Here is a 14,161-nt window from a genome sequence, read left to right on the forward strand (position 1 = left end):
ACGCCCGAGCCCTGTCCTATGTCAGGAGACGGCCACCAACCGGTTGGCTAGCGTACGCCACATGCCCCGAGCCACATCAGCCGCCCCGCCGCCTGCCCCTCGGAAACCGTTCGCACGCCTGCTCCGCCAAGTGGCCCCGCCGTCTTCGGCGGTGGGGCGAGTCAGCGCTCAGGCTCTGCTCTACGGAATAGGCACCGGCAGCTTCTTCACCACAAACGCAGTCTTTTTCACCAAGGTTGTCGGCCTCTCCGCCGCCGCTGTCGGGTTGGGCCTGACCATTGCCGGGATCGTCACCTTCGTCGCCGCCGTGCCGCTGGGCCGTGTCGCCGACCGGGTCGGTCCCAAAACCGCGTGGGCCGTGGCGTCCCTCGCGGAGGCGGTCTGCTTCCTGGCCTATCCGGCGGTTCGCGGATTTTCCGCCTTTCTGGTGGTCGTCATTGCCCTCAGACTCATCAACGCCGCCGGAGGCGCCGGTTATGGCGCGTATCTGCTCCACCTCTACCCCGGAAAGGAACGGACCGCGGGGCTCGCCTACAACCGGAGTGCGTTGAACGCCGGGTTCACCATCGGCGCGGGGCTGGGGGGCCTGGCCCTTGCCACCGGCAGCGACACCGCCATCCGCGTGCTCCCCTTCTTCGTCGGTGTGGTGCTGCTCATCAACTCAGTGGTGATTTTCAGGCTGCCCAAGGCGGCCGGCCCCGTCCAGGCTCCCGCACAGCCGGAAGGGCGCGAGCGGCGGAAGTGGGGCGGCGCGCTGGGCAACCGGCCGTTTCTCGCCGTCTCCGTTCTGAGCGGTGTGCTGTCCACGAATCAGGTGATCCTCTCCGTGGTCATCCCGCTCTGGCTGGTGGAGGACACCAACGCCCCTCGTGTGCTTCTGGCGGGGCTGCTCGCGACCAATGCCGTCATGGTGGTGACCCTGCAGACCATGGCTGCCCGCGGCACCGACACACTGTCGGGCGCGGTCCGGGCGCAATACCGGAGCGCCGCCTGCTTCGCGGCCTCCTGTGTGATCGTCGTGTTCACCGACGGCAGCGTCGAGTGGCTGACCATCACCCTGGTCTGGTTGGCCCACATCCTGCTGACCGGTGCCGAGCTCTTCCAGGCAGCGGCGGGCTGGGGATTCACCGCGCTCTTGTCCGACCCCCTCCGACGCGGCGAATACCAGGGCGTCACCCAGGTCGGCCAGACCGTCGGCACCGTATGGGCGCCGGCCGCCTACACCTACCTCGCCATGGAGTGGCAGACCGCGGGCTGGCTGACCATCGCCGCCATCGTGCTCCTCGCGGCCGTCGTCACCCCGCCCGCCGCCCGCGCCGCCGAGCGTTCCCTCGCCAAGACGGTCGCCGGTACCGCATCCGGCGGCGTTCACCCTGTTGACGAGCTTGCCTGACCGAATGCAGTGCCCGGCGGCGGTTGCGACAAAGTTTTTGGCAATGCAGGTCCGGCAGAGCTGTAACGGTTTCCGGAGTTTCTGATCTCGGCATCCGTTTTTTACCGATGCCGAGAGTTACTTCAATCCTGGTACCTATCAGGACCTCAAGACCTGAGGTTCGTGCAAACTAATTCCGTGTTCTTGCACCATCGTTCTTCATGCCCGGCGAAAGGCAACAGTGCCCCTCTGTACAGCTCTGCGGGCGTTGCCGAGAGTGGAACACCTCCATCGCGGCCGGACGGGCTCGTAGGCGCAGCACAGTTGCCATATCGAAGAGAGGGCACGATGAGTACGCAGACCGGCAAGGCCGAAGTCGTGGTGTCGCCGAGCGAGTTCTTTCAGATCGAGGCTACGGAGCGAATCAGGTCCTCCGTCGAACTCAAGCTCTCGGACCACTCGTACCTTCCGAAGTCGGATTTCCTGCGTGCCGACTGGGTCGCGAGCGTTGCCGTCCCTGCGTTCAAGACGCTTGCTGAGCGGGGCTTCCTTGCTCCGCGTTTCTGCACGATCGGCACCGGCGTCGGCTTGGACGCCCTGGCGGCCGTGGAGATTTTGCAGGCACGTACCGTCGGCTTCACCGATATCCACGACGACGTCGTCGAATGCGCCCGGAAAAACATTCAGAGCAACCTCCTGGCAGAAGACGTCGAACTCTTCGGAGGCGCCGGCGACCTCCTCTCCCCGCTGGTCGGCAAGTTGTCTCAGGTCGATGTGATCTACGAGAACCTGCCCAACATCCCGATGGCCCAGAGCGACGACCTCGCTCACGGCCAGACGAGTTCGACGTTCATCGCGGAGCGCAGCGAAGAGATTCCCGGATTCGCCGAGAAGAACCTCGTCACACTGCACTACCTGGCTCTGCAGCAGGCGTACCCGGTCCTGCGGGTCGGTGGCCGCGTGCTGTCGTCGATCGGTTCACGCATTCCGATATCTGAGATTCTGGCTCTTTCCGGAGCCGCCGGCTACGACGGCCGCGTGCTGACCTACACATGGAAGGTCCAGTCCGAGCCGGACGAGGTGGTGGGCGGATTCGCGCGGTGGGAACGAAAAGGTCTCGGGCCATTCCACTTCTACCCGGTGAGCGTTCTGCAGGAGGCGTTCGAAGGCTTGTCGCCGGCGGCGGCTGGCGCACAGGCGCTGCAGATGGAGAACGATCTCTCGCCGCACGAGATCTCAGCGGTGGATGCCATGGCCCTGGTGGAGAAGGGCGAACAGGTCGGGCATACGGTGGCGATTCTCGATTCCGTCAAGGTTGCCGCCTCCGCGCTCTGACGGGCAGGAGCGGCTGAACGCCGAAGGGCGCGACCGTTCACGATCACGTCGGTACCAACTGTGCACCCGAGACCGGCTCCCGTCACCGCCGGAAGCGGTCCGGGAGCTGCCGGCCTGCGCCCGCCTCAGTGCGGGGTCCGCTCGGTGTGCGGCGTGATCCGCCGGGTCCACGTCACGTGCTGCTCGGGGCCTCCATGTCGATGATCAGCTGCCGGGTTCCGATCGCCTGCTGCGCAAAAGATGCTGCTCACCCGGTGTGTGATGTCGCGGTCGCCGCACTGGGCACGGCTACGGTCGGTGAGGGCACAGGATGCGAACCGCCTGCGGCGGTGGAACGCTCGAAGTCATGGACAACTCGCGACTGGTTCCCCTCCGAGGCAGTGAGCGCAGCGCCCACGCGGCTGCGCGCTCGACCGGAGCGGTGAGCGATTCAGAACGCATCGAAGTCACGCTGGTCCTGCGCCGTCGCACCGAGATCCCGGACGAGTTGGTCAAGGGACCCGAGACGATCACGCGTGAGGAACTGGCGGCCCGTTACGGCGCCGACCCGGCCGACATCGACATGGTGAAGCGGTCGGCGGAGCAGCACGGGCTGACGGTGACGCAAACGGATCCGGCCTCCCGGCGGGTCAAGATCTCGGGAACGCTCGGTCAGCTGAAGTCCGTGGTGCAGGCCGACTCACTGACCATGGTCACGACCCCCGACCCGGCGGACGAAGCACGCATGGTGGAGCACCGGCAGCGGACCGGCGACCTGCGCATCCTGCCCGAGTGGGACGGCGTGGTGATCGGCGTGACGGGCTTGGACAACCGACCGCAGGCCCGCCCGCACATCCAGCGCATGAAGGCCCATGCCGCCCAGACGTCGTACTCGCCCGTTGACCTCGGCAGGATCTACCGCTTCCCCCAGGGCACGGACGGCAGTGGTCACACGATCGGCGTCGTCCAACTCGGCGGCGGGATCCCGGAGGGCGACCTGGACGCCTACTTCGCCACGCTGGGCATCCCCATGCCGCGCGTGGACGTCGTCGAGGTGGGCAACGGCAGTAACAGCCCGGGTGACCCGGCCGACGGGGAAGTGATGCTCGACAGCCAGGTGATCGGCGCGCTGGCGCCCGGTGCGCGCCAAGTCGTGTACTTCGCGGAGAACAGTGCGCAGGGCTTCGCCGACGCCATCAGCACCGCGGTGTTCGCCGATCCCACGCCCACCGCAGTGAGCGTCAGTTGGGGCCAGCGCGAGGACCTGTGGACCGCCCAGGGCCGCGCGATCCTCGACGCCGCGCTGGCCGACGCCGCTGCCATGGGCGTCACCGTCTGCGTGGCTTCCGGTGACAACGGCAGCAGCGACGGCGACCCGACGGGCAAGCCGCACACCGACTTCCCTGCCGCGAGCCCCCGCGCCCTCGCGTGCGGCGGCACCCACTTGGATGCCGACCCGGCCACCAGCACCGTCAACTCCGAGACCGTGTGGAACAACGGCAACGGGTCCGCCTCCGGCGGCGGCGTCAGCCACACGTTCCACCAGCCCAGCTGGCAGGCGAACGTTGGTGTACCCAACGGCAACGGCCAGGCCCGCCGACGCGGCGTGCCCGACGTGGCCGCTGACGCCGACCCGAGGACCGGATACAGAGTATTCATCCACGGCCGGGACGAGATCATCGGCGGCACCAGCGCTGTGGCCCCGCTCTGGGCCGCGTTGACCGTCCGTCTCGCCGAGGCACTCGGCCACCCGCTCGGCATGCTCCAGCCCGTGCTGTACGACGGTGCGGCACCGGGAGTGAGCCCGGCCGGCTTCCGTGACATCACCCTGGGCGACATCGGCGACTTCGCGGCCACGCCAGGCTGGGACGCCTGCACAGGACTGGGTGTCCCGGACGGTCAGGCGCTGCTGGCCTGCCTCGCCTCGGTCTGACAGTCGCATCCCCGGCGTGCCGTCCACCAGGCCAGCCTCTGGGTGGACGGCACGGCGAACCCGGGTGCGACACGCCTCGGCGCTTCAGGCGTACGGAGCGCACCAGGCCGCGATGGCCGATCCGACCGAGAGTGGAAGGGCCGACGCCATGACTTCAACGGGTGTTCGTTGCCTTGCCGCCGCCGTGTTGGTCGCCGCGCTGGCGACCACGGGCGGCTGCAAGGAGGACTCGGGTTCGGGCGAAGGAACCACCCAGGTGACCAGCCGACAGGAGACCGGCGGCCAGGAGACCGGGAACGGCACGGGGACGCCGGAGGCGGCGGACACGCTCGCCTCGGTCTTCCCGGGCAGTGACGACGAAGGTGGATCCGGGCCGACGATCCACATGTCGCAGGCGAGGGTGAACGAGCCGGCCACGGGCAACGTGACGATCGGTGTCCCGGGTGAACCGCAGCCCAAGCCGCCGCAGACCGTTGCCTACGTCCCCGACGACAACGGGCACGGCGGGGTCAAGGGCACCGACTGCCTGAGTCCTCAGGCGCCGAACCCGTGCACGGTGACCATCGAGCACACACCGACGCAGCCAGGACCGTACTCCGGAGAACTGGTCATCACGACCGCGGACGGCGCTACCACGACCTACCCCGTGGTCGGCTTCGCGGTCGGGGACACGACCTCGACCACGCAGCCCCCCACCTCTGAGCCCCCCACCTCTTTGACCCCCACCCCCGAGACCCCCACGACGACACCACCCGGCCCCTCCGAGCCCACGACAACGCCGCCTCCCGGCGAGGACGGCACGGCGACGCCGTAGGGCCTCACATCACGCCGCGGATCTCCACCCACACGGTGCCGTCATCGGGCAGTGCGACGACGACGCGGTTCTTCCATTGGGATCTGGCGGAGACCAGGTAGAAGCGGTTCGGCGCCTTCGCGATGATGCGGAAGCCCTGGTACTCGTAGCGATAGGGGCCGAATCCGGGGCCGCGGTCCCTCGGGGTGATGCCCGGCGCATAGTGGGCAAGGGGAACCCGGGAATGGACCAGCACCCACTGGGTGCCCGGATAGCGCCCGTCGGTGTCCGATCTCGCGTCGCCACGGCCGACCGCCGCCACATACTGCGTCATGTCGTAGAACAGGCCCAGTGCCAGCAGGGCCAGAAGAAGCGTGCCGCCGGCCAGCCACATCCGGTCGCCGGGGGAGGGCCGCCGGTTACGGGCACCCGCGTTCCCGTTGAGGCGCAGATGGACGGCGAAGACGGCCAATGTCGCCCCCACGGCCACCGTCAGCGCCGGCACGAACCGCTGTGCCCGTTGTGTCGGCAGGGCTTCCCAGACGAAGGCCACGAAACCCAGCAGCACCACCCCCACCCCGAGGCCGAGCAGCCAGGCGATCGCCTTACGCCGATGAGCAGCACGCCTGGGTCCGTCCAGCCGCTGTGCCAGCCAGCCAAGAGCCAGAAACGAGATCAGGCCACCGATCAGGAACAGGCACAGGGGCAAGAAGATCACGTCCGTGCTGTTGGCGACGGTGCCCTGGATCGAGAACCCGAGATCTTCGGGGAAGACGCCGAGGGTGGTGTAGTACGCCTTGATGTAGAGGCCGCCGAAGTAGTAAAGCAACGCGAAGACGATGGTCCCCGGGGCGGCAATGAACGCCGTCTTCCGCACGAGAGACGCCGCTGGCGAGCGCACGGGCTCCGGGCTGGGTGGGGGCTCCGGCGGGGTGACCATGCTCTCAAGCCTCACCGTCGCCGGCCTCCGCTGCACCCGGTGACGTGCCGCTCGGGTGTACGAGGCGGGCTTGCCCGCGCTGTGTGACCTGGTGGGACCCGCATGGCCCACCCGGCACCCCGATCCCCTGGGCTGCAACGGGCTGAGGCTGACCTGCTTCGCCACTGCCGGCGGGCCCGAGCCGAGGACGACGGCCCTCAGAACGCCGACGGTCCTCCGGCCCGCTGCTCTCCCGGGTCGTGCGGAGTCTGCCCGCCTTGGCCAACGCTCAGCCGAACAGGGGTGCCAGCGCGGTATCGCCCGCGAGGATCCGCCAGGCGGGCACCCGCACCGTCCGGCTCACGGGGCAGGGTTTGGCCCCGTGCCCTCCGGAGGGCAGGCCGGTGAGCAGGTCGCCTCGCGCGTGGGTCAGCCGAAGATGCCGCGCGGGGTCTTCGCCGGGCCGCGGGCCGGGGTCGATCAGCACCGCCGTGTTCTCGCCGGCGGAGCGCCTGGAGTCGCTGGTTCATGAGCCCGCCGGCCCGGTTCAGCGCCTCGGCGGACAGCGCGCGGGACAGTTCCGCCGACAGCCCGGCCAGCGCTTCCGCCGTCGCGAGCCGGGCTTGCCCGAGCCCTCCCTCGTCCCAGTTCGGGAGGCACGGGGCGTCCCGTCGCCCACTGCGGCCATGCCGGTCCGGCACCGTCCGTACGCTCCGCTCCCGCCCCGACCAGAGCGGCGAGCGCCCGGGCTTCACTGCGGTGGTCATGGTGTGAGGTTAACTAGAATCGGACCCCATGGAAACCGGTCGGTTTCCCGGGCCGCCCGCCGGGGCCATTCCGGGTGATGACCCCGTCCTTGGTGCTTGTGCGCCTCCATGCCGGGGCGGTGGAGGATCGAGCGGCCGCCGCCGGTGATCTGCCGCAGCGGCTCGAACTCGGCACGGAAGCGGTAGCGGTGGAAGCCGGGCGGTGTCGTGACGGGATGGGTCAGCGCATGCCCGCCGCGTCGAGCAGGGTGGTCACCGTGGGGGTGATGAGCCCTGTCGGTGTGTCGGCCTTGATTCCCACGCGGGCGGCGGCGCCGTCGAAGACCAGGATCAGCTGCCGGGCCAGCAGCTCGGGGTCGCTCGCGCCACCCTGTTCGGCCTCGGTGCGGAAGAAGGCCTTCAGGTTCTCCTTGACCCGGTGGGCCACCCGGCTCGCGGGGTGACCCTGGTCCTTGAGCTCGATCTGCACCACCAGGAACCGGCAGCCCTGGAAGTCGGGCGCAACCGCCTCCGACGCCAGCTGGTCGAAGACGTGCAGGATCCGCTCGCGGGGTGGACGGCCGTCGTCCGCCGGGGGCAGGAGTGTCGTCACGTAGGCGGAGGCGCGGTCCTCCAGGCTCGCGGCCAGCAGTTCGTCCTTGCTCTCGAACAGCTGGTACATGGAGCGCTTCGACACCCCCGCCGCCTTGCACAGCGCGTCGACGCCGATGCCGACTCCGTCGCGGTAGGTGAGCGTGGCCGCTGCCTCCAGCAGCCGCTCTCGGGAGCTTCGTTTCGCCTCGGTCGTCATTTTGCGAGGTTAACTCGTCTCCGGCCAATTGAAAACCGGTCGGTTTACCGTGCTCCCCTGTCGTGAGCGCCCGCTTGCCGCGGCGACCCTCGGGCTCAGTGGGCGATCACGGGCTCGCCCTCCGACGGTGCCAGAGGCGCGTTCGGTATGAGGAGGGCCGTGAGTACCGAGCCGACGAAGAACCCCGCGCCCCACGCCAGGGTGGCCGTGTAGCTCTCGACCCCCGCCTGCGCCACGGTGAGCGCGCCGGGCCTGTGCGAGGACAGGTAGTCGGTCGCGGCCGACGAGGCGACGGTGGTCAGCAGCGCCGTGCTGATCGAACCACCCACCTGCTGACCTGTGTTGATCAGTGCCGAGGCGACACCGGTGTCCTCGTGGTGCACACCTGCGGTCGCGCCCTGGAACGCGGTCGTCATCACGTCGCCCAGGCCAAGGCCCGGCAGGATCAGACCGGGCATGATGTGGGCGACGCAGGTGCTGTCCAGTGCGAGTCGCGTCAGCAGGGCCATACCCTTCGCGGCGACCAGGAAGCTGACGCTGATCACGATCTTCGGACCGACGCTGGGCAGCAGCAGCGAAGGTGCCGTGGTCGAGGCGGCGACGATGCCCGCGACCATCGGCAGGAACGCCAGACCGGTCTTGATCGGCGAGTAACCGATGCCGGCTTCCAGGTAGTACGTCAGGAACAGGAAGATCGAGAACATCCCCATGCCGATGACGAACACCACCAGGAACGAACCGCCGCGGGTCCGGTCCAGTACGAGTCGCAGCGGCAGCAGCGGGTGCGCGACCCCGGCCTCCAGTCGTACGAACACCGCGAGCAGCACCACGCCGGCCATCAGCGAGCCGAGAGTGACCGGGTCGGTCCAGCTGGTCGATTCGACGTGCGCGAACCCGTAGACGATGGCGAACAGGGCCGCGCTCGCCAGGATCGTCCCGGGGGTGTCGAGTTTGGGTCGTTCGGCGACCGCGGGCTTCGCCAGGAGCAGCACCGCACCGACCAGTGCGACGGCCGCGAAGGCGACGTTCACGTACATCACCCAGCGCCACGACGCCCATTCGGTGAGCAGGCCGCCGAGCAGGAGCCCGACCGCGCCGCCCGCACCGGCCAGTGCGCCGAAGATGCCGAACGCCTTCGGCCGCTCGGCCGGATCGGTGAAGGTCACGCTGAGCAGCGAGAGGGCCGCGGGTGCGAGCGGTGCGGCGAAGAGTCCTTGGGCCACGCGTGCTGTGACGAGGATGTCGAAGCTGTTGGCGGCGCCACCGAGGACGGATGCGCCCGCGAAGCCGATCAGGCCGGTCACGAAGGTGGTGCGTCGGCCGAACAGGTCGCCGAGCCGGCCGCCGAGCAGCAGCAGGCTGCCGAATGCCAGGGCGTAACCCGTGATGACCCTCTCCCAGAGGGGATACCCCCAGCCTGCTGCCGTCGATGAATCCGAGGTCATGTTGTGCCGCGGGCAGCGCGATGTTCACGACGGTCGCGTCGAGCGTGACCATGAGCTGCGCCGTGCCCAGCATGACGAGCACCCACCAGCGCATGGCGTGGGAGCCGCGGCGGCCCGAGTCTGATGTGCCGGAGGCGGGCGCCCCGTGATCGAAGGTGGTACTCACCTTTCCCCTTGGTTGCTGGACATGGGCCGGCCACTGTTGGCGCAAGCGGGCGGGGTGCCGCTGGTCCAGGGGTGATGCGGCGATGCGGCGGTGGAGGGAGCTTGCGCGCGGAAACTGATCGGTTTACTCTGCTGGAAACCGGTCGGTTTCTCGTTGTGGAGGCACTCGACCCCGGCGGCAGCAGCTCGCACACGAGGAGTCACCGATATGCCCAGCCCCGACGCACGTCCCACGATCCACATTCCCGGGACCACGAGCCACACCATCGCCCCGCGCACAGGACGCCAGTCTCGCGAGGGGACCCTGCGCTACCTCAGAGCGGGCACCGGCGCCCCCCTGGTGCTGCTGCACACCGTGCGCACCCAGGCCGAGCACTTCCGCTCGCTCATCCCGCTGATCGCGGACCACTACACCGTGTACGCCCTGGATCTGCCGGGGATGGGCTGGTCCGAGATCGTGCCCGGTGCGTCGTACGACGAGCCGGCGATGCGGGCCGGTGTCGAACGGCTCCTCACCGAACTCGACCTCGACGACGTGACGTTGGTCGGGGAGTCCATGGGCGCGGTGCTCGCCCTGACCACCGCGGCCGATCTGCCGGAGCGGGTCCGGCGGGTCGTCGCGGTCAACACGTACGACTTCCGCGGCGGAATCGCCCGGTCCGGCCTCCTCGCCCGCGTGCTGGTCGGTGGCATCCTCGTACCGGGCGTGGGCCCGGTGATCGCCGGCGTGGAGCCCAAGGCCGTCTTCCAGAAGGTCCTTCAAGGCGGCCTCGGCGACAAGAGCGCACTGCGGGAGGACTACGTGGACGAACTCCTCCAGGTGGGCCGCCGCCCCGGCTACCCGACCGTCGCACGAGGCGTGTACCAGGCCCTGCCCAGCCTCATCGCGGCCCGCTCCCGCTACCCCGAGGTCAAGGCCCCCGTCCACTTCGTCTACGGCGAGAAGGACTGGTCCCGTCCTTCGGACCGCCTGGCCAACAAGGAGTTGCTGCCCGCGGCCGACTTCACCCAGGTCCCGGGAGCGGGCCACTTCATCGCGCTGGAACGCCCCGACGTGCCGGCCGACTTGTTGAACGCGGTGGCGTGAATCCTGGGCCCGCGACCTTCTCGTTTTCCCATTCGGCCTCCCCATGGCATCTTTGCGATGACCCACCACATGGAGCGCGCGGCCCTTCTGGAGCCCTCGACCAAGTGACCCCCGGAGGCCCGCCGTATGAGGATCTCGCAACGTGCCCAGTCCGTCGCGCCGTTCTACGCCATGGAGTTCGGCAAGCATGCCGCCGAGCTGGAGGCCGAGGGGCAGCACGTCGTCAAGCTCAGTCTGGGGGAGCCGGACTTCGGGGCGCCGCCGGCCGTGCTGGACGCGCTGCGGGGTGCGGTGGGGAGCAGGCCCCTGACTTACACGGGGGCGCTCGGGCTGCCCGAACTGCGGTCGGCCATAGCGCGGTTCTACGGTGAGCGGCACGGCGTCGACGTCGATCCGGGGCGGGTCGTCGTGACCGCCGGGGCGTCGGCCGCGCTGGTGCTGGGTGCCGCCGCGCTCGTCGATCCCGGGGACGAGGTGCTCATCGCCGACCCCTCGTACCCCTGCAACCGGCAGATCGCCGAGAGCTTCGGGGCACGGGTCACGCTCGTGCCCACCACGGCCGGGTCGCGGTACCAGCTGGACGCCGCCTCCGTGCGGTCGTACTGGACGGACCGCACCCGCGGGATCATGGTCGCGAGCCCCTCCAACCCGACGGGCACCTCCGTCCCGGCGGACGAACTGGCGGCCATCTGCGAGCTCGCCCGGGAGCGGGACGCCTGGCGGATCGTCGACGAGATCTACCTCGACCTCGGCGACGACGACGAGCACGGGCGGCCGCCGCGCAGTGTGCTGTCGTACGACGAGGACGCCGTGGTCATCAACAGTTTCTCGAAGTACTTCGGGATGACCGGCTGGCGGCTGGGCTGGTGCGTGGTGCCCGAGGCGCTCGTGCCCGCGCTGGAGCGGCTGGCGCAGAACTACATGATCTGCGCCTCCACGCCCGCCCAGTACGCCGCGCTCGCGTGCTTCACTCCCGAGTCGCTCGCCGTGTGCGAGGAGCGACGGGCCGAGTTCGGGCGGCGCCGGGCCCTGGTCCTCGACGGTCTCGCGCAGATCGGGCTGCCGGTGCCCGTGCCGCCCGACGGGGCGTTCTACGTCTACTTCGACGTCAGCGGCACCGGGCTCACCTCGTGGGAGTTCTGCGGACGGGCGCTGCGGGAGGCGCGGGTCGCGCTCACACCGGGGCGGGACTTCGGGGCGGCCACCGCCGACACGCATGTACGGCTGTCCTACGCCGCGTCGGCCGACGAGCTGCGCGAGGGGATCGCGCGGCTCGGGAAGTTCGTGGCCAGCCTCGCCTAGACATGGCGCAGGGGCCGGTCCGCACGGACCGGCCCCTGCCTCATGGAGTCGCTCAGACCAGGTCGAAGCGGTCCAGGTTCGAGACCTTGACCCACGCGTCGACGAAGTCCTTCACGAACTTCTCCTTCGCGTCGTCGCTCGCGTAGACCTCGGCGAGCGCGCGCAGCTCGGAGTTGGAGCCGAAGACCAGGTCGGCACGGGTGCCGGTCCACTTCAGCTTGCCGGTCTCCGCGTCGCGGCCCTCGAAGGCCGTCTGGTCCTCCGAGGTGGACTTCCACGTCGTGCCCAGGTCGAGCAGGTTGACGAAGAAGTCGTTGCTCAGGACGCCCGGACGGTCGGTGAAGACGCCGTGCGCCGTGCCGCCCTGGTTGGCGCCCAGGACCCGCAGACCACCGACGAGGACGGTCAGCTCGGGGGCGGACAGGGTGAGCAGGTTCGCCTTGTCGAGCAGCAGGTACTCGGCCGGCAGACGGTTGCCCTTGCCGAGGTAGTTGCGGAAGCCGTCAGCGACCGGCTCCAGCGCGGCGAAGGACTCGACGTCGGTGTGCTCCTCGGTGGCGTCCACGCGGCCCGGCGTGAAGGGGACCTCCACGTCGTAGCCCGCGTCCTTGGCGGCCTTCTCGACCGCCGCGGCACCCGCGAGGACGATCAGGTCGGCCAGGGAGACCTTCTTGGCACCGGTGTTGAAGGCGGTCTGGACACCCTCCAGGACGCGCAGCACCTGGGCGAGCTGCTCGGGGTCGTTGACCTCCCAGCCGCGCTGCGGCTCCAGGCGGATGCGGGCGCCGTTGGCACCGCCGCGCTTGTCGCTGCCGCGGAAGGTGGACGCCGAGGCCCACGCGGTGGAGACCAGCTGCGAGACGGTCAGGCCGGTCTCCAGGATCTTGGCCTTCAGAGTCGCGATGTCGGCGGCGTCGATGGTCTCGCCCTCGGCCTGCGGCAGCGGGTCCTGCCACAGCAGCGTCTCGGCGGGGACCTCCGGGCCGAGGTACAGGGACTTCGGGCCCAGGTCACGGTGGGTCAGCTTGTACCAGGCGCGGGCGAAGGCCTCCGCGAACTGGTCCGGGTTCTCGTGGAAGCGCTTCGAGATCTCGCCGTAGATCGGGTCGAAGCGCAGCGAGAGGTCGGTGGTGAGCATCGTGGGCCGACGCTTCTTCGACGAGTCGTGGGCGTCCGGGATGATCTCCTCGGAGTCCTTGGCCACCCACTGGTTGGCACCCGCGGGGCTCTGGGTGAGCTCCCACTCGTAGCCGAAGAGGATGTCGAAGAAGTCGTTGCTCCACTGGGTGGGCTTGGTGGTCCAGGTGACCTCGAGACCGGAGGTGATGGCGTCGCCGCCCTTGCCGGTGCCGTAGGTGGACTTCCAGCCCAGGCCCTGCTCCTCCATGGAGGCGGCCTCGGGGTCGTTGCCGACCGCGTCCGCCGGGCCCGCGCCGTGGGTCTTGCCGAAGGTGTGACCACCGGCGATGAGGGCGACGGTCTCCTCGTCGTTCATCGCCATGCGGCGGAAGGTCTCACGGATGTCGCGGGCCGCGGCCAGCGGGTCCGGGTTGCCGTTGGGGCCCTCGGGGTTGACGTAGATGAGGCCCATCTGGACCGCGCCGAGCGGGTTCTCCAGCTCACGGTCGCCGGTGTAGCGCTGGTCGTCGAGCCAGGTGGTCTCGGGACCCCAGTAGACGTCCTCGTCGGCCTCCCAGACGTCGGCGCGGCCGCCGCCGAAGCCGAAGGTCTCGAAGCCCATGGTCTCCAGCGCGACGTTGCCGGTGAGGATCATGAGGTCGGCCCAGGAGATGGACTGGCCGTACTTCTTCTTGACCGGCCACAGCAGACGGCGGGCCTTGTCCAGGTTGCCGTTGTCCGGCCAGCTGTTCAGCGGCGCGAAGCGCTGCTGGCCCCGGCCGCCACCGCCGCGGCCGTCGCTGATGCGGTAGGTGCCGGCGCTGTGCCAGGCCATCCGGACCATCAGCGGACCGTAGTTGCCGAAGTCCGCGGGCCACCAGTCCTGCGAGGTGGTCAGCACCTCGGCGATGTCGCGCTTCACGGCGTCCAGATCGAGGGCCTGGAACGCCTCGGCGTAGTCGAAGTCCGCGCCGAGCGGATTCGCCACGACCGGGTCCTTGGCGAGGATCTTCAGGTTCAGGCGCTCCGGCCACCACTGGCGGTTGCCGCCGCCCTGGGTCGGGTGCGCGGCGCGCCCGTGCGCGACCGGGCAGCCACCGGAGCCGTCGGTCTTGGCGTCGGTGACGATTGCGTCGGGGTTCTCAGACATAGGGG

The 14,161-nt window shown here is 69.5% G+C and carries 10 protein-coding genes and 1 pseudogene; 6 read left to right on the forward strand and 5 right to left on the reverse strand.

The genetic code is table 11. From position 1 onward, the window contains the following. Positions 1-151: 151 nt before the first annotated feature. From H293_RS50590 to H293_RS0134890, 4 genes are all read left to right on the forward strand, one after another. Positions 152-1,393: an MFS transporter gene (locus tag H293_RS50590; RefSeq protein ID WP_259294591.1), complete on the forward strand. Its 1,242-nt coding sequence runs from the start codon at positions 152-154 to the stop codon at positions 1,391-1,393. A gap of 327 nt (positions 1,394-1,720) precedes the next feature. Continuing rightward, positions 1,721-2,707 carry a class I SAM-dependent methyltransferase gene (locus H293_RS0134880; RefSeq protein ID WP_020122451.1) on the forward strand — a complete coding sequence of 329 codons (987 nt, stop codon included), beginning with the start codon at positions 1,721-1,723 and terminating at the stop codon, positions 2,705-2,707. Positions 2,708-3,128: 421 nt separating this feature from the next. Next, complete coding sequence (locus H293_RS0134885) at positions 3,129-4,619, forward strand: S53 family peptidase (RefSeq protein ID WP_158694477.1); 1,491 nt, start codon at positions 3,129-3,131, stop codon at positions 4,617-4,619. A gap of 256 nt (positions 4,620-4,875) precedes the next feature. Continuing rightward, a complete protein-coding gene (locus H293_RS0134890) occupies positions 4,876-5,433 on the forward strand; it encodes a hypothetical protein (RefSeq protein WP_158694478.1) in 558 nt (185 codons plus the stop codon). A 4-nt stretch (positions 5,434-5,437) separates the two neighbouring features. Here the strand turns inward: H293_RS0134890 and H293_RS0134895 are convergent, their stop codons facing one another. The 4 genes and pseudogenes from H293_RS0134895 to H293_RS53020 form a co-directional block, all read right to left on the reverse strand. After that, on the reverse strand, positions 5,438-6,352 hold the full coding sequence (locus H293_RS0134895) for a hypothetical protein (protein ID WP_063746954.1): 915 nt from the start codon (positions 6,350-6,352) through the stop codon (positions 5,438-5,440). Positions 6,353-6,620: 268 nt separating this feature from the next. Then, positions 6,621-6,818 carry a hypothetical protein gene (locus H293_RS0134900; RefSeq protein ID WP_020122455.1) on the reverse strand — a complete coding sequence of 66 codons (198 nt, stop codon included), beginning with the start codon at positions 6,816-6,818 and terminating at the stop codon, positions 6,621-6,623. 500 nt (positions 6,819-7,318) lie between these two features. After that, on the reverse strand, positions 7,319-7,888 hold the full coding sequence (locus H293_RS0134905; RefSeq protein ID WP_020122456.1) for a TetR/AcrR family transcriptional regulator: 570 nt from the start codon (positions 7,886-7,888) through the stop codon (positions 7,319-7,321). Positions 7,889-7,983: 95 nt separating this feature from the next. Further along, positions 7,984-9,499 (reverse strand): annotated as a pseudogene (locus tag H293_RS53020) (MFS transporter). 207 nt (positions 9,500-9,706) lie between these two features. Here H293_RS53020 and H293_RS0134915 point away from each other — a divergent pair. Next, a complete protein-coding gene (locus tag H293_RS0134915; protein ID WP_020122458.1) occupies positions 9,707-10,585 on the forward strand; it encodes an alpha/beta fold hydrolase in 879 nt (292 codons plus the stop codon). Between the two features lie 126 nt (positions 10,586-10,711). Next, positions 10,712-11,887: a pyridoxal phosphate-dependent aminotransferase gene (locus H293_RS0134920; protein ID WP_020122459.1), complete on the forward strand. Its 1,176-nt coding sequence runs from the start codon at positions 10,712-10,714 to the stop codon at positions 11,885-11,887. Positions 11,888-11,939: 52 nt separating this feature from the next. Here the strand turns inward: H293_RS0134920 and katG are convergent, their stop codons facing one another. Continuing rightward, positions 11,940-14,156, reverse strand: a complete 2,217-nt coding sequence (gene katG / locus H293_RS0134925; RefSeq protein ID WP_020122460.1) for a catalase/peroxidase HPI — start codon at positions 14,154-14,156, stop codon at positions 11,940-11,942. Between the last annotated feature and the right edge of the window lie 5 nt (positions 14,157-14,161).

The organism is Streptomyces canus 299MFChir4.1 (genome assembly GCF_000383615.1).
GTDB lineage: Bacteria > Actinomycetota > Actinomycetes > Streptomycetales > Streptomycetaceae > Streptomyces > Streptomyces canus_C.